General features: G+C 34.4%; 16 protein-coding genes and 2 tRNA genes. 9 read left to right on the top strand and 9 right to left on the bottom strand.

Annotation, left to right across the window (positions count from 1 at the left end; genetic code table 11):
• Positions 1–70 precede the first annotated feature (70 nt).
• The 4 genes from QW128_08155 to QW128_08140 form a co-directional block, all read right to left on the bottom strand.
• Positions 71–2,134, bottom strand: coding sequence for a TRAP transporter fused permease subunit (locus QW128_08155; protein MEM3833537.1), 2,064 nt, complete (start codon positions 2,132–2,134; stop codon positions 71–73).
• 1 nt (position 2,135) lies between these two features.
• Entirely contained in the window at positions 2,136–2,447 is a 312-nt protein-coding gene (locus tag QW128_08150) for a hypothetical protein (GenBank protein ID MEM3833536.1), read from the bottom strand.
• A gap of 110 nt (positions 2,448–2,557) precedes the next feature.
• Positions 2,558–3,610, bottom strand: coding sequence for a TAXI family TRAP transporter solute-binding subunit (locus QW128_08145; protein MEM3833535.1), 1,053 nt, complete (start codon positions 3,608–3,610; stop codon positions 2,558–2,560).
• A gap of 169 nt (positions 3,611–3,779) precedes the next feature.
• Complete coding sequence (locus tag QW128_08140; GenBank protein MEM3833534.1) at positions 3,780–4,925, bottom strand: CoA transferase; 1,146 nt, start codon at positions 4,923–4,925, stop codon at positions 3,780–3,782.
• A gap of 395 nt (positions 4,926–5,320) precedes the next feature.
• Here QW128_08140 and QW128_08135 point away from each other — a divergent pair, with 395 nt between their 5' ends.
• Positions 5,321–6,523, top strand: a complete 1,203-nt coding sequence (locus QW128_08135; GenBank protein MEM3833533.1) for a pyridoxal phosphate-dependent aminotransferase — start codon at positions 5,321–5,323, stop codon at positions 6,521–6,523.
• Positions 6,524–6,594: 71 nt separating this feature from the next.
• Here the strand turns inward: QW128_08135 and QW128_08130 are convergent, their stop codons facing one another.
• Complete coding sequence (locus tag QW128_08130; GenBank protein ID MEM3833532.1) at positions 6,595–7,725, bottom strand: hypothetical protein; 1,131 nt, start codon at positions 7,723–7,725, stop codon at positions 6,595–6,597.
• A gap of 443 nt (positions 7,726–8,168) precedes the next feature.
• Between QW128_08130 and QW128_08125 the strand changes: the two genes are divergently transcribed.
• The 4 genes from QW128_08125 (at position 8,169) to QW128_08110 (ending at position 10,944) form a co-directional block, all read left to right on the top strand.
• Positions 8,169–8,480: a hypothetical protein gene (locus tag QW128_08125; GenBank protein ID MEM3833531.1), complete on the top strand. Its 312-nt coding sequence runs from the start codon at positions 8,169–8,171 to the stop codon at positions 8,478–8,480.
• A 694-nt stretch (positions 8,481–9,174) separates the two neighbouring features.
• Entirely contained in the window at positions 9,175–9,891 is a 717-nt protein-coding gene (locus QW128_08120) for an HAD family hydrolase (GenBank protein ID MEM3833530.1), read from the top strand.
• On the top strand, positions 9,888–10,421 hold the full coding sequence (locus QW128_08115; protein MEM3833529.1) for an archaemetzincin family Zn-dependent metalloprotease: 534 nt from the start codon (positions 9,888–9,890) through the stop codon (positions 10,419–10,421). The genes QW128_08120 and QW128_08115 overlap by 4 nt, the downstream gene beginning before the upstream one ends.
• 100 nt (positions 10,422–10,521) lie before the next feature.
• Positions 10,522–10,944: a thioesterase family protein gene (locus QW128_08110; GenBank protein ID MEM3833528.1), complete on the top strand. Its 423-nt coding sequence runs from the start codon at positions 10,522–10,524 to the stop codon at positions 10,942–10,944.
• Here the strand turns inward: QW128_08110 and QW128_08105 are convergent.
• Complete coding sequence (locus QW128_08105) at positions 10,941–11,705, bottom strand: hypothetical protein (GenBank protein MEM3833527.1); 765 nt, start codon at positions 11,703–11,705, stop codon at positions 10,941–10,943. The two genes, QW128_08110 and QW128_08105, sit on opposite strands and share 4 nt — an antisense overlap.
• 108 nt (positions 11,706–11,813) lie before the next feature.
• On the opposite strand from QW128_08105, the gene QW128_08100 reads away from it, so the two are divergent.
• Positions 11,814–11,888: transfer RNA gene (locus QW128_08100), tRNA-Gly, on the top strand.
• Positions 11,889–12,376: 488 nt separating this feature from the next.
• Here QW128_08100 and QW128_08095 read toward each other — a convergent pair.
• Positions 12,377–13,129 carry a TatD family hydrolase gene (locus tag QW128_08095; GenBank protein MEM3833526.1) on the bottom strand — a complete coding sequence of 251 codons (753 nt, stop codon included), beginning with the start codon at positions 13,127–13,129 and terminating at the stop codon, positions 12,377–12,379.
• 147 nt (positions 13,130–13,276) lie between these two features.
• On the opposite strand from QW128_08095, the gene QW128_08090 reads away from it, so the two are divergent.
• The 3 genes from QW128_08090 (at position 13,277) to QW128_08080 (ending at position 15,133) form a co-directional block, all read left to right on the top strand.
• A tRNA-Glu gene (locus QW128_08090) sits at positions 13,277–13,354 on the top strand.
• Between the two features lie 99 nt (positions 13,355–13,453).
• Complete coding sequence (locus tag QW128_08085; GenBank protein MEM3833525.1) at positions 13,454–13,852, top strand: PaaI family thioesterase; 399 nt, start codon at positions 13,454–13,456, stop codon at positions 13,850–13,852.
• Between the two features lie 144 nt (positions 13,853–13,996).
• Positions 13,997–15,133, top strand: a complete 1,137-nt coding sequence (locus tag QW128_08080; GenBank protein ID MEM3833524.1) for a TGS domain-containing protein — start codon at positions 13,997–13,999, stop codon at positions 15,131–15,133.
• Between the two features lie 6 nt (positions 15,134–15,139).
• Here QW128_08080 and QW128_08075 read toward each other — a convergent pair whose 3' ends face one another.
• The gene (locus QW128_08075; protein MEM3833523.1) at positions 15,140–15,388 is read right to left on the bottom strand and encodes a hypothetical protein; all 249 of its coding nucleotides are present in this window, start codon (positions 15,386–15,388) and stop codon (positions 15,140–15,142) included.
• Positions 15,389–15,719: 331 nt separating this feature from the next.
• Positions 15,720–16,877 (bottom strand): glycosyltransferase family 4 protein, encoded by a 1,158-nt coding sequence (locus QW128_08070; GenBank protein ID MEM3833522.1) that lies wholly within the window; start codon positions 16,875–16,877, stop codon positions 15,720–15,722.
• Positions 16,878–16,880: the final 3 nt, after the last annotated feature.

Here is a 16,880-nt window from a genome sequence, read left to right as displayed (position 1 = left end):
ATTTTATATGAATAATCATTTCTGAGCTGATATCCACTTTATAAGAAACAAGCTATATCCAAAAAATATTTTAAAGTATTTTTTTAACGTCAGTAAATACTAATGCTGCTAATGCCATTATTCCTATAATGTTTAATGTTGTGAATGGTAACATAAGCATAACCCCTAAGACCAAATATAGAATTCGTTTCCATGATGCAATGTTTTTATTTAAATACCCTGCAGTCGCTATATTTATAGATATTATTGAGAGTATAACAAATATGATTCGCAAAATTATGTCCAGTGGATCATTTAGAAATGGTATTATAAGTATAGCAGCTCCTAATGGGGCTGCAGCAAACGAAAATCCTAAAAGATATTTTGGTAGTGCAATTTTAGCGGCGGTAATTCCTACTTCAATAGGATTTCTTCTTATTAATGCAGCCGCAGCATATGCAGATAATGCAACTGGTGGTGTCACATCAGCTAAAACTGCATAATAGAATGTGAACATGTGGACGGAGTATTTAGCGATTCCCATTGGAAACCCACTTTTTACTGCTAAACTTATTGCTGATGGGGCTACTAATGAGGAAGCTATTACATACGATGCTGTAGGTGGCACGCCCATACCTAATAAGAGTGTAAAACCAGCTAATAGTATGAGCGTTATGTAAAAGTTGCCTCCACTCAAAAAACTAATCACTTCTTCCATTTTTAAACCGAGCCCTGTGATTAGTAACGCATGAAGCACTATGCCTGCTGAGCCTGTGGCTAAAGCTACTGGTATAACGTCTATTGCTCCTTTGGCGAATCCTTTTAAAAGATTAACTAAGGTTGGTCGGGTTTCTTTACTTATGATTCCTAAAGCTACTGATAGAAATGTTGCTGAAATTACAGACGTTGCTATTGTGTAACCGTATGCTACCATAGCGATCAAAAGTGCTATAGGTATTAGTAGATAGAGAAATTTTACTTGAACCTTCGAACCTTTTATATTAAGTTCTTTAACGATTTTTAGTTTTCGAGTATAAAGTTCAAGATAGGTCTGTAATGAAATGTAATAGAGAACCGCGGGAAGTATTGTCATTATTATAAGTGTCTTATAATCTATTCCAATGACTTCCATCATTATGAAGGCGGCTGCACCAAGAACTGGTGGAGTGATTAATGCGGCAGTTCCTGTTCCTGCCGTGAAACCGGCAGAGAAAACGTCATCATAGCCTGCCTTTTTGAATGCTGGTAGCATTGTTGTTCCTACTGTTGTGGTTACTGCAACGCCTGAGCCTGACACCGTTCCCATTAATGCAGAAAATATTGTTGTAGCTCTACCTATGCCTTGAGGTTTTTTACCAACGAGTGAGAGTGCTATGTTTGATATTAATTTTGTTATCCCTACGGCCTCTAATACGCCACCTAATATTGTAAAGTAAATGATGTACTTAGCAGAAACTCCTAAAGGAAGCCCATAAATTCCTGCTTCAGTCTCCATCCATGATTTGCCCAATGCTAATGTTATATCTATTGGGGGATGTCCAAGTGGGGGTGGTATGTAATTCCCATAAACTGTATAATCGAAGAATATTAATATTAATGCTGATAATATCCAACCTATTTTTATATCCGTTGCATAAGACAGTGTTAACAGTAATATCCAGCCGATTAACATATCAGTTGCTGTCGGACTAACGACCCTGTAAAGTATTGCCTCATAATTTATAATGAGATATAACGTTGCTGGCACTGACGTAAGCAGAATAATGCCTCTAACTAATCCTATTATTTTTGTATTTACTATTCGCTGCAGGAGGTTTATCGGAAATGTGAAAATCCATGTTAAAAATGTTAATAGTGATAATATTAGGTTTATGTTAAGTTCGTACATCATTATAGCTAGCATTATAGGAAATGATAGTATTGTGAGGATTATTTCGCCCTTTATGCTTATAGGTTGTCTAAAAGCAAATAGTGTTAAAATTGTTATGGAGAACGACAAATGTATTGCTCTTATTAAATGTTCTTGATCAAATATGTATCTAATCCACAAAGGCATCCATGTTAGGTATGGTATAAAATACGAATAAAATACTATAAAAATACTGTATACAGCAAAAATAAAACCTATCGCTAATCCAATTTTTTCGGTGTTCACCTTAATTCACCACACTTAGTTCTACAATTCCATTGTTTAATAACACATATGTTTGGTTATTCACAATGAGCTTCCATCCACCGTTAATAAGGATCTTATTCAATGTTTCTCCCTTAAGCTCTGCTATGAACATCGTTCCATTAAAGGTATAATTATCAGTATAATATGATATGCTAGCCTCATCTTTACTTGCAATTTCTAAAGGTATAAAACCGCTATCTGTAATTCTATATTTCACAAAAACTTGTCCTCCATGTATTGAATGCACAAACGATAGTGTAATATTTTCTCCAACTTTAATAGGAATGTTCATAATATTATCACCATTGCTTTTAATCTGTATATAACTATATTTATGATAACTTAGCCTAGTCATTATGAATAAAAAAATTATTAAAGCAAATAGTATAATGTATAGGGATCTTAGCCACTTGGCCACACTTTTGCCTCTTTATAGAAACGTATTGCACCTGGATGATACGGTGCTCCTTTGTATAATGGTGCAGATTCTAGTGTTGTGTCTTTGGCTGCTTGATGAACAGCCTGTAATTCATCTAAATGTTGAAATACTGTTTTCACTAATAAATAAGCAGTATCATCGGCCATATCCTTATGAGCAACTATTAAGTTTGGCACAGCCATTGTTTGAACATCTTCAACAGCATCATAAACCTCCTTCTTTAAGGTTGCTAAGACGTATATTCCAGGTCTCTGAGCATCAAGTTTATTAAATACCTCAGTTGGCACAGCTATAAAAGCAATTTTTAGTCCCCTTTGTTTTAAATTAACTGAAAGTTCAGATATAGAACCAGTTGGAAGTCCCCCAGACCAGAAGAAAGCGTCAAGCTTGCCATCTAACAATGCCCCAGCTGATTCTGCAGGTCCCAATTTCTGCCATACTGCTAAATCTGTTGTTGGATCTATACCAGCAGCCTTAAGTATTGAAAGTGCAGTAAGTTCAGTACCACTTGCAGGAGGCCCTGTTGAGACCCTCTTACCTTTAAGGTCATAAACAGTTTTAATACCACTGTCTGATCGAGTAACAATATGTATATAATTATTGTACATAACCCATAATATTCTTATCCATTGTTGAGGCGTATTGTTAAAAGCGCTTAATTTACCATTCCATGCATCATATATTGTGTCTGAAAGAACAAGCCCAATAGTATTAGATGGACTTTTAGCAATATAGAGAAGATTATCAACACTTGCTTTAGTTTGAACAGCAGCAGCTTGAATGCCTAAATATTTCGAATAGATTGTTGCCATTCCTCCACCATAGTAAATGTAAACACCACCAACAGTTCCTGTTGCTATTGTAAGAGATGTGATTGGCATCGTTACCGTCGTAGTAGTTGTGGTAGTGGTTGTTGGTGTTAGTTGTGGTAATAAAGTTACTACTGCAACCGCTATTATAATTAATATAACTATTATCCCAACTATAACAAAACGACTTATGGCACGTTTATTCATAGAGCCTCAGCGAAATAGTGTTCGTATCAAATATTTATACTTATCTATTTTTATCTTATGCTGGTTTTTAGATCACAATGAATGCTCATTAGTCGTTAAATATTGCTCATGATCTTATGGTAAATGAGAATCATTAATTAGCGTATTGCTTGGTTAAGTTTAAGTTTGTTTATCTGGTCTTTATATATCCTAATTTTTCAAGTATTTGTGATGTGTGTTCTCCAAGTGTTGGTGGAGGTAAACGAATTTCAGGTCTTTTATTATTAAATAGTGCTGGGTATGATAATTGCTTTATTTGTCCTAAGGTTTTATGATCAATTATATTTATTATACCAGAAGATAATACGTGAGTGTCTTGAAAAACCTCGTTTAATTCATAAACCGGTGCACATGGTACATCTGCCTGTTCAAGCATATTTAACCATTCATTCCTAGTTTTTTCATAAAATTTCTTTTCAAGTAATTGTATTAGTTCATCTCTATTTTTAACTCTGTCTGGGTTTGTTTTAAATCTTGGATCACTGTATAATTCTTTCATATTTAATGCATTGCATAGATTTTCCCAGAATTTCTCATTCGTAACTGCTATAGCTATGTATTTATTATCTGCACATCTGAATGCCTGGTAAGGAACTATGGATGGATGTGCGGAGCCCATTTTACTCGGTATTTTATTTGTAAGTAAGTATATCTCGGCTATGTAGCTCATTGAGAATACTGCACTATCATAAAGTGAGACTTCTATGAATTTACCGTGTCCTGTCCTAAACCTCTCAATTATTGCAGCAAGGATAGAGTTGGCAGCAATTAAACCAGCTATGATGTCAAACAGTGCAAATGCAGCTCTAATTGGCGGACTGCCTTTTTCACCTGTAACTGTCATGAATCCACTCATTGCTTGTACTAATAGATCGTATGAAGGCTTATGTTCATATGGGCTTGTTGAGCCGAATCCTTTAATACTACAATAAATAATATCACCTTTTATGTTTTTCAAACTGTTATAATCGATCCCAAGCTTTTCAGGAACCCCTGATCTAAAATTCTCTATGACTACATCACTTTCCTTTACTAATTTATACACTATCTCTTTAGCATCCTCCTTTTTAAGATCAAGCACTATACTTTTCTTATTTCTATTAATACTTAAGAAATATACACTCTCATTGTCTAAGAATGGAGCCCACAGTCTAGTCTCATCACCCGATGGAGGTTCAATTTTAATAATTTCAGCACCTAAGTCACCTAAGATCATTGTAGCAAAAGGACCGGCAAGTACGCGTGTAAAATCTAAAACTCTTATACCATTTAACATGAAATAATCACCAAGTTATATACTCTGAAATCAAAATTTATAAACTTATATAGCAATTTTTAATCAAAACTTCTTATATGTTAAACAACTTAGAAACACATTTTCAAGTAACGTAAGTTATGCGGTAACCGTGCCGTGTTTTGTAAATCTTTTTTAACAATCATTTTCTTATTTTATCGAATTATTATAGTTTCAGAAGTGAAAAATGCTTTATAAGATTACTTTATTCATTATATGAATTAGTACATTATGTTTTGCATGGAAATGGTATTCTTCTTATTTTTAATAGTTCTGTAAGGAACTCAGTGTTCTTTATATTACTAGTTCTATTGTTTTTATTATAATAATAGAACATAATCTTTAAATACTAATTTTTCTTATGGCTCATGATCAGCATGCGTAATATTAATTGGAGAAGTTCGTTGTTGAAGGAGTCTCCAACTAGAAGAATTGATAGGATACGTGAGATGATTTCAAAAGAGGGGCGTGATATTTATTTACTTTCTACTGGTCAGCCTAGCATTCCGCCTCCTAAGGAAGTGCGTGAATTCTTGTCCAAGTTGCTTTTTGAGGAATCTATGAAGCTTTATGGTTATACTCAGAGTCAGGGTATTAGAGAGCTACGTGAAGCTATTGTTAATGATTTAAAAGAGCTTGGCGGTTTAGATTTGGATCCAGATAAAAATATTGTTGTTACAGCTGGTGGTCAAGAGGCTATGTTTACTGTGCTCTCTGGTATTTTAGAACCTGGTGATGAGGTTGTTCTCATGGATCCAACGTATTTTGGATATCGTCCTCTTATAGAGTATTTTGGTGGAAGTATTAGGTATGTTTTTGTTAGTATGGAGGATGATTTTCAACCTGATATCGAAAGCGTAAAGAAGGTCGTTGGTCCTAAGACAAAGGCTTTAATTCTTGTTTCCCCTGATAATCCTACTGGTAGGGTTATCAGAAACGACGTTGCCAAGGGGTTGGCTGAATTAGCAAAAGATTATGATTTTTGGTTGATTGTTGATGAGGCCTATAAGACGTTAATTTATGAGGGAGAGCACTCGTGGGTATGGCATTCTGCTCCTGAAAGAGTTATTGGTATTAATACTTTTTCTAAAGATCCTGGGATTCCTGGATGGCGGCTTGGTTATGTTTATGGTCCCGAAGATTTCATAAAAGTAGCAAAATTGATTAGTGAAGAGATAGTATACTGCCCGCCCTCTATAGCCCAGATTATGGTCGCCTACTATTTGAAGAGTGGCCTAAGAAAGCACTTCATGCCTAAGGTTCTTTCTGAATATCGCGCTAAAAGAGATGTATTAATCAGTGCACTTCAAGAAAATCTTTCAGATGTAAGGTTCGTTAGACCACAGGGATCAATGTTTTTGTTTGCTGACTTTTCAGAGTACTTAAACAGGTTGAATATGAATGGTGAGGCTTTTAGCGAAAAATTACTCACTAGTGTAGGTGTTGCTACTGTTCCTGGTAATTATTTTAGTTCTGCAAAAGATTTTATCAGATTGTCATTTGTTTCAGAATCTCAAGAGAGAATTCGCCGTGCTATTGAATTGATAAGAAAGTTTGTAGACGGACTGCTTCATCATTAATTTTAACAAAATTTCTATAAAAATTTAAAAATAACAACCTAAATTTATATAAATTTAAAAAGAGATTTATATTATGAAGCTAATCTTATTTCTGGGATTTGTTTTTTCCAATTCCATGTTTCTGTGGATGGGTTATATAGATGGTATGGTGTAGATTTTTCTGTAATTTGATCTGCATAAAATGTCTTGTATTCTCTTATGAATTTTTGGGTTTTAAGTTTTTCTAAAAGATTATCTAGTCCTTCTCTCATTGTCACATGTATTGGAAGTTCTATTAGCAATGATGGCTCACCGATCACTCTGGATACGCTGTACACATAAAGTTGACTGGTCAGTGCTTCTATGAATTTTGCCATGTCATATGACCCACTAAAAGTTGCATATATTACCGCATAATTTATTGGTTCCTCGTATGGTATGAATTTTATTCTAAAGCTTAATATCATATTCTTCTTTGATATGTGTTGTGTGTAATGATAGTATATTTTTTGGAATTTCAACGCACTAAGTTCTCTCTGGATTTCTATTAGCTCCATGAACGCGTTCGTATCCAGCAACTTTAATATTTCTATGTCAACTTCATCCAACCATTGCTTTGTCTGTTTAATAGTCTTGAGCCTTTCATCCAAATCCGCAAATGAGCCAGCATTTATATCATCTATGATAGATTCCCAACTGATTTTCCACAATTTCTTTTCCTCGTCATAGTTTTTAAAAGATATCGGTGGTTGTATATGAGATGTTGTAGCGTGAAAATCGTAATCCTCCACTTTTTCAATGGATTTTAACTTTTCCAATAATTCTATTAGATCTTTATCCTTATCCTCTGGTGTGCAAATTTTCATAATCGTAGTATTTTTTTCATTTATAGTGCCCAGTAATACATAATAATCTTCGAGGAAATCTGTAACTGCTTTTATTGCTGTCTGATCAGGATTATAAAGTGTCAAAAAATATGGTTTCAATCCTATAACATGTAGATCTACGTATATTCCTATTCTTACTGGAGATTTTAACAGTTGTGCTATAAACTTATGCAACGTACTCACCGGAATATTAGACCTTCTAGAAATCTCAGCAACATTTGATATCTGGTATTTAGAGATAGTCTCAAGAGTTAGAAAAGCCTTTGAACTTAGATCTTCTAAGTTTTGACGAATTTTAATTGATATATTGTTAATATTTTTAAATGATTCTGACATTTTATATTCACTATATAGCAAAATTATTTAACTAATATATAAATATTATTTAATTTTACAGTGAAATTTTTACGAAAAAATTTTAAATATTTCCAAAATATGTCTCATAAACTCACTTAGTTATAATGGAAAAATTCAAAAACTAACCCAATTTTTGCAAATCCTAAAGTAATGCACATGATCACACTCTATCCTAAAGGATAAAATTTAGCTCATTACCATGCAACACTATGATAGATGTACCGTTCTGATACACATTTATAAAACAAAGTTTTAACTTAAGTTAAAGATTTGATTAAAATTTTTGAACAAAAAATGAATAAGAATTTTGAAATAAAAATTTAGCGTATTTGTTGTATGCTTACAGATTCTATACTTATAAAACTGATTTTTATAAATTTGTAATTAAATTTAAATACAACTAATAAATTTATAATAAATGTATGCAAAAGACAAAAAATCGAGTAACAAAAACATTAAACCATAAGTTTCAAGTAAAACCGCTTACTGATATTAATGGTATTATTGGATGGACCGTAAATACATTCGCACAAGCAAAAGATTTTGTTGCTGAAAAATTAAAAAAGCGAGGTAATATTAAATACATCATGGTTGATGAAACTGTCATACGAGAAAAACAGGTTGTCCGAGGAGAAATCATATGTGTAAGTGAGAAAGAGCACAGGATAATTGCTTCTGCAATAATATATGCACACTATAATGGGAACGTCGATTTAATCATAGAATACTATTAAAATTTTGCTAAAAATACAAACACTAAGTTTCACCTTATTAAGGCCCATATGATCAATAGATTTATATACAACTTTATATATAAATATTATGGAGCCTCTCCTCAGGATGCGCACCGTAAAGGTGTAAGGTATGATGGGGAGAGGAGAGGGGAGAGCCCTCAAGGTTCATGCGTGCCGATATAATTATTTTCTTTTCAAGTGAAAAATATTTTTCATAAATATCGACTGGGCACTAATGGGTACTAAAGCCGTAGCTAGCAGTTTCGCGATAGAAAGACTCAAATAGAGTTAAGTTGCAATAAGTATAGATACGAGATACGTATCTCTAACCTGTCCCCTCTGCTCCAGAAGCAATAACATCCTATGGAGACATGTTAAAACTTCGGATGTGGGGATTCATTGATTCTCCCGAAAGTCCTCGATGAAAAATCGAGAGGAAAAAGCTATGTATGTCTATCAAAGACTACATAGCTTAGAACCCCAGTTTAACAATATTTTGCAATCATTTCAGGTATTAGGACTAAAGTGGGAACCCCCTCTGATCTTAACGGAACTTAAATTCGTAAGAAATAAAACACCCTGATAACATATCTTAAAGTAAATGGGAACCTAAAAGGGCAGTGTTTTGACCCCCAGATCTCCTCTCCCCATAGATATTTATTTATGGTTGTTGTATTCATTATTATGGATAGATATGGTAGTAAGACTAGTGTTTGTTGATTTTTGGGGTACATTATTTAGGCTTGAAGTATCCGTTAATGAGTATCTTAATGAACGCAGTATTCTTTTTAGAAATGTTTTGCATGGTTTTGGTTATAACTTTTCTGTTGAGTTTTTGAAAGAACGTTATCAGATTGTCCGTACTGTAGTAAATAGTGTGAGATATTCTTTAAACGTGGAAGTACCTTTGTTGGTTGAGCTCAGATCCTTGATTAGAGTTCTCGGCATAAGTGATAGTTATGAGATAGAAAGGGCGTTAGTAAGGGTTTATGAGAGATTAATTGTGAAATATTTGAAGCCGGTTAGTGATGTTGAATATTTTCTCTCTGGATTAAAAGGAATGAACTTATTATTGGTTTTGGTTTCGAACACGTCTGATTCTAGAATTTTGAAGTTGGTTTTGAAAAAGTATCATCTGGATAAGTATTTTGATTTCATGGTTTTTTCTGATAAAGTAGGATATACAAAACCTCACAAAATAATTTATAAGAAAGTTTTAAGGAAATTCCATGTAAGTCCTAATGAATGTGTAATGGTGGGTGATGAGGATGTTGATTCAATGGGAGCTAGATCATTAGGTATTACTTCGATTATTTTAAATAGTAATGTTAAGGCTGATTATAATGTGAATAATCTGAGGGAGGCGTACCGTGTGATTGTAGATCTATTAAATAAAGGTGGTTTAGTGTGAAAATAGTTGTAATTGCATTAAATGATGTCGATAAAGAAATATTAAATTATGTTTGTAAATATTTGCGAGAAAGAGTATTTGATTGTGAGTGCGTTGTGGACAGCTCATTAGAGTTGGGCTTGAGATTTTATAATAGTGTGCGTAAACAGTATAATAGTGATTTAATCCTTGAATGGATCAAGCAGAACATGGCATGGTACAATGCTGACGTTATTGTTGGGATTGGCGATTTTGATGCTTATGCTAATGGTCTGAATTTTATATTTGGCGAGGCCTATCCAAAAAATCGCGTGTGCTCAGTTTATTTAGAGCGTCTTAAAACAGAAGACCGTGATTTATATAATGAGCGCATAATTAAAGAGGTTATTCACGAGATTGGTCATGTACTTGGTTTACAACATTGTGGAAACCCAGAATGTATAATGTATTTTAGCAGAACGATTGCTGATACGGACCGTAAGAAACCGATGTATTGCAAAAAATGCTCACAATTACTATTACGAGATAGAGTCCCCCTTAAAATTTCTTAAAATGTAATCCAGCTTTCATTTTTAAAGAAAGTAAAAATAGAATCATAGAACAATACACTAAAATTTATATTGCTCAATATTATGATTATTATTGATCATCATGAACGATTTCCGAGTCCAGTTTCGAGTCTCATGGGTTGAAACCGATGCTGCACAGGTTGTGCATTTTACAAATTATTTTAGATATTTTGAAAGAGCAGAAGAAGCACTCTATAATAAACTTGGGTTTGATTTTCTATCTCTCTCTAAATATGGTGTTTGGATTCCAAGAGTAGAAGCACACTGTAAATATTTATCATCATGTAGGTTTAATGACCTAATAGAAGTTTCAATACGTGTTGAGGAGATTAAAGAGAAGGCAATAAGATATGGTTTCATGGTTAATAATTTAACAACTGGTAAAAAAGCTGCTGAAGGATATGTTGTGATTGTTTCTGTTAGCATTAATGAGAATCGTGCTGTACCTATACCAAAGGAAATCGTAGAAAAAATAAGATCATTTTTTGAAGGAAACGTAGTTTAGTGCTTGAAGAGTTGATCTAACTCTTTTCTTATCTCGTCTTGAAGTTCCTTTATACGCGTTACTCGTTCATTAACTTTATCTAGTAATTCCTTACTTGATTCTATTCCTTTATGCACGAAAAATGCTAATGCTTCGTTTCTACTTCTAAAAAGCCCTGCATTAACTAATTCATCGATTATTCTTGCATCACTTTCCGGGATTCTTACCGAGGAGATCACTGTTGTTGCCTCTTCAATACTTCTCTTAGCAATCTCCATAGCATCATTGATTATTTTACCTACATCTGGTAGTGATCTTATTCCTACGCTTATAATACCTTGACCTCTTCTAATGGCACGCTTAATTCTAGCTCTCGATTCCGATACTAAATCCCTCAGATCCTCTAGAGATTCTCTAATGTTTTCCGACATATCTCTTAATAAATAATTTAACTCATTAATCATATCATCTAATTTTATTTTCTCACTATAACCTAAATTAGAACGTTCTACATCTATCCTAAGATCACGCATTTTTGATCTGAATTTATGCTCAAGCTTCTGCAATTCTAATCTGAGGTTAGACAAATTTTCCCTCACATCCAGCAAAAGATTTCTTAACTCCTCATAAGTCACCCTATCCCCCTTCACCTTCAGTTCATCAAGTTTTACCGAAATATTTTTGTTTTCATTTCTCAACCTCTCCATAATACTCGATAGCTCCTTCTCCATCTCATCTTTTAATTCTTTAATTCGCTTCTCAAAATCATCAATCGCGCTCATACCAAATATGTAATAAAAATACTTGTATTTAAGTATTTTTGTACTTTTGATACATTAATTAAGCAAAGTTTTTAACCCATTTAATAATTAAATAATTATGAGACTAAAGCGGGCGTCGTCTAGTCTGGTTAGGACACAGGCCTCCCGAGCCTGGAGTCCCGGGTTCAAATCCCGGCGCCCGCACACTCCCAGACAATCTCATTACAGCAATAATCTTCACTAAATCCCATCAATATTAACAATGTTACTTAATGTCAAAATTTGAGAAAAGTAAGTGTTTTTCTTTAAAGAATGGTTGAAATTTCGAGCACTTGGTCAATAGTCTGCAGGATGAAGAATTGTGAGCTTTCTAAACCAGTAAATGAGCCTAAATACGTAAAAACCCCAGACGAACAACTAGAAAAATTGTCCTCAGTCACAGGAACGTGTTTCATTAGCAGTTTTCATAGTTAACTCTATACCTTTCGCGATGAGAACAGTGTGTGAGAGAGCTCGAATGGGCTGTTAACCGGATGTGTGGTGATGATAGATAGACTCAGGATGAGATGAGCCTCCGTTACCACGAAAACCATCCATGACGCATTTACAACTAAAACAGAACAGATAGATAATTAACTTCAAACTATCCGACAACGGTAGCTTAGTGAAGATTATCTTTGATTCTACATTAATTAATATAATTTAAAAATTTTTCTTGCATTTTCTGTTGTTTTTTCTATGACAGTATTTATACTGATGTTTTTGAGTTTTGAAATCCATTCTGCTGAAATTTTTATATTAACGGGTTCATTACGCGCATCTTTAATTGGAGCTAGCACTGGCGCATCTGATTCTAATAGTAAAGATTCTATTGGTAATGCTTTAACCAGTTTTTGTTTCTGTTCTGATCTGGCTATTGAAGGAGGTATTGAAAATAGATACCACTTACTTACTACATTCTTAACGTAACTTGCTTTCCCATCAAAAGCGTGCATTATAACTCTCTCAGCATTATTTTGGATGAGAGACTCTAAAGCATATTTTCCAGCACTCCTAGAATGAACAATTAACGGGAGGTCAAGTTCTTTAGCAAGATTAATCCAATTTATAAAGAATTCTCGCTGAATTTTCCGTTTCTCTTCATCCTCAAATACATAATAATCTAAACCTACTTCCCCAATTCCTACTATGGTATTCCTATTCCTTTCTATATAGGAAACGATTTCTTCGAAGAGTGACTTATCAAGTACTGTATAATCTAATCCTATTGTCCTATAAATGTATCCATTATATTGTACTATTAGTCTTTCACTAAATTTTATTCCATTATAATCTAATGCTGACGTAATTATTGCTTTCACACCATTTTCTTTAGCCCTACGAATAACTAAATCTAGATCATCAGAAAATTCTTTTGAATCTAAGTGACAATGAACATCAATCATATACAAAATATTACATAAATCGTTATTAAACATTTCTTTGAATCTAAGAATTTAAGGTTCGTTTAGTGTTCTCAGCCTAATGGGAAAAGTTAAAGTTTTTATCATAAAATTTTTAGGGAAGGTACGTCTATTCAGATTGAGGAGAAAGCCTCGGTAGTATAGTCCGGTCAAGTATACAGGCCTCTCGAGCCTGTGACCCGGGTTCAAATCCCGGCCGGGGCACCATCCTCCTTTACATTAACTTTCATAACCAAACCAGTCTTAAACTAAAATACAGAGATAAATCTTTTAATTTTTCTAGATAATTTGGTAATTGTGATTGGAATGGATTACAAAGAGATTATGGAAGTTATTAATAAGTCGCCGTTTGTGTCTTACGTAGGACTACGTGTAGAAGAGATCTCAGATAAAGAGTCAATAGTTTCTCTGGTGGTTGATAGTAGGCATAAGCAACGATTAGGGATGGTTCATGGAGGTATTATTGCTACGATGGTCGATGTTGCTATGGGATCCTTAGTGATTGCTATCACAGGTAAAGCTAGCGTTTCTGTAGAAATTAATGTGAATTATTTATCACCGGCTTCTGATGGTGTTATAAAAGCAATAGCTCATTTGAATCGTTTGGGAAGGAAAATACACTATGCTGAGTCCAGGGTCATAGATGATAAAGGTAACCTTATAGCAACAGCAACCGGTATATATTATTCTCTTGATAATGACTAGTTGTGTGAGTGTTTTTATTTAAAGTTTAAATAATTATCATAGGATATTTTAGTAGAGTAAGGGTGAAATGTATAAAATCTCTTTTCTCAGGCGTATGTTATCCTTGGTTGGAGACTAGTTATTCTTCTTTGGAGGGTTCAGTTTATGCCAGCTAATCTTCCTGCCGAGGCTAGAGCAAAATGGGCTAAAGTTCTTGAGGCAAAGACTAAGGAAGAGAAGATTAAAGCATTGCAAGAATATTTAGCTGCAGTTCCAAAGCATAAAGGTACTGAGAAAATAGTTAGCCAAGTTAGGCATCAAATTGCTGTTCTTAAGCGTGAGATCGAGGAGGAGAAGAGTAGGAGGGGTAGTGGGTACGGTTTTTCTATTGAGAGGGAGGGTGATGTGCAGGTCGTCATGGTGGGGTTTACCGGTTCTGGTAAGAGTGCACTTTTGTCAAGGCTTACCGGTGCTAAAGTTGAAATAAGTAATCATCCTTACACAACTACAAGGCCTGTTCCAGGTGTTTTCAAACATGGTGGTGTTCTGATTCAGTTAGTTGAGGCTCCTGCAATTATTAAAGAGGGAGGTAAGTGGAATGATATGGTTTTTTCCTTGGTTAGGAATGCAAATGGCGTTCTTCTCGTTATTGACGGTTCCTATAATCCTAGAGACCAACTGAATAAGCTTCTTTCGATGTTCGAAGATTATGGTTTGCTATTGGGTGATGAGAAGTGTAAAATTGAGATAAAAAGAGGTCCATATCCCCATGTTCAGGTTATTGTTCATGGTCGTCTAATGGATGCTACCATTGATGACGTCAGAAGGTTACTTAATGATTATAGGATTACTAATGCTCAAGTTACTATATGGGGCGAGGCAACACTTGATGATGTAGAGCGTTTTATAACAGGTAATGTAATGTACAAACCTGCTATTGTTCTCGTGAATAAGGTTGATATGATAAAAGATAATGTAGAGTTATATACTCAATTACCAATATTGTACGTTTCTGCTGTTAATGGTACTGGTTTGAATCTCCTTGGTGATCTTTTGATTAAAACATTGAAGCTTATTAGAGTTTATACTAAAGAACCTAATGAAACGAAGCACTCTTCTAGACCGTTAGTATTAAAAGAAGGATCAACAGTCAAAGATGTTGCTGAACGTATACATAAAACGTTTACTCAAAGGTTAAAGTATGCAAAAGTATGGGGAAAGAGCGCAAAATATCCTGGAGAAAAAGTTGGGGAAGATCATGTATTACTTGATGGTGATATTATAGAACTAAAAATTGATTAATTATGTTTAGCTGAAAAGAGACATTGCTCTGAGAAGCCCAGATTGCGTCACATAGTAAAGGCTGTTATTTTGTGACAAATAGCCTTGTTGGCGTAGTTTCTCTATTATTGGTAACAATTCATCCCTATTTATGGATAATACTGTGCTTAAATCATCTATAGATTTAGCTTTGTCGAGTGTAATAGCTCCTACTGCTACTATCATGAAGAGCACAGTATCTTCATTAATCTCCATTTTCGATTGTATTCGCTTCATTGAATCCCCATATTATTTGTATACAAATGTTTATAAATCTATTTACCACCCATATTTTCTACACACATATCATGTTAATACAATTGTCCATACGAAAATTATTTTTCTTTTACGTCTGTTAAGAGTTCTTATCTTAGACATCTAACTAACAAAAATATTCGCTATTCTTTTCTTTCACACTTTCTTGTCAATGGTATACTAAAGTTTTCTGACTTTCTTAACAGAAAACGCTGTTAGAGGAGAATTCTTCACACCTGAAAAATTCTTGTAATCAATATAGAAAAATCTAAGATAATAAGCATGAATAGCATATCTCTCAATACTTCGATAACTAGGTAATAGCCTTTTTGTATACTTCAATTGTTTTGAGTGCGATTACGTCCCAATTATACTTTTCTTTTATAGTATTAAGTGCGTTTTGTGCCATTGATTTAGCCCATTTCGGATCAGAAAGGATGGTGTTGATGCCCCATGCAATAGAGTCTGGGTTTGCTGGATATACTTTTAAACCTGTCTTTCCATGTTCTACGATTTCACTCAATCCTCCCACATCACTTGCAACTAATGGCGCCCCGGAAATCATGGCTTCGAGTGCAACGATGCCGAACGGCTCGTATATTGATGGTATTACTATTACATCGGCAGCTTTCATAAGGCTTTTAACAGCATGATCAGGCAAAAATCCCAGCGTTTTTACATAATTTCCTAGGTTCATTGAGGAAATCATATTTTTAACTGTCCCTAATTCCCAACCATCACCAACTATTAGGAAGCGCGCATCTGGATGCATGTTTATCACTTTAGGTACTGCTTTAATAAGATATGTTACACCTTTTTGGCTTGTTATACGTCCTACGAAAAGAACAAGCTTTTTATCTTCCCCTATACCTATATTACGTTTAACATCCAGTGGATTAACTTGGATATCAAACTCAGCCGGATCAATACCGTTTGGTATTATTGAAATTTTATACTCTGGTATCTTGAATGAATTCGCAACTTCATTCATCATAGACCTACTGGTAACGATGACGCTGGACGCCTCATATCCACACCACCATTCTAATCCATCTATCGTAAAAGAGTCTGGCGTAGATAATGTTCCTACGCGCCCACGTTCAGTACTATGATACGTGAATACGAGTGGTTTATTGATGAAATGTTTTGTGGATATTGATGCCAACGAGACGAGCCAGTCGTGACCATGGATTATATCTACTGATTTTTTTAATAATGCAAATCGTTTTTCCATGAAATGGTTAAAAAGGAAAATCCAGGAAAGAAAACTTGGATGCCCAACCTCAACTCTTACTCGTTCAACGTTTACATTATCGGTTACTTCACTCCACGATGCTCCGGGAAATTCTAGCGTAATTACTGTTACTTCAACACCTTTTCTTGCTAACGCCCTAGAAAGATGATAGACATGACGTGCTAGACCTCCTACAATTCTTGGAGGGAATTCCCACGTATACATTAAAACGTGCATAAA

The organism is Thermoprotei archaeon (genome assembly GCA_038881895.1).
Taxonomy (GTDB): domain Archaea; phylum Thermoproteota; class Thermoprotei; order Gearchaeales; family WAQG01; genus JAVZOV01.
The sequence above is the reverse complement of the archived record's forward strand: the minus strand, read 5'-3'. Positions and strand labels throughout refer to the sequence as shown.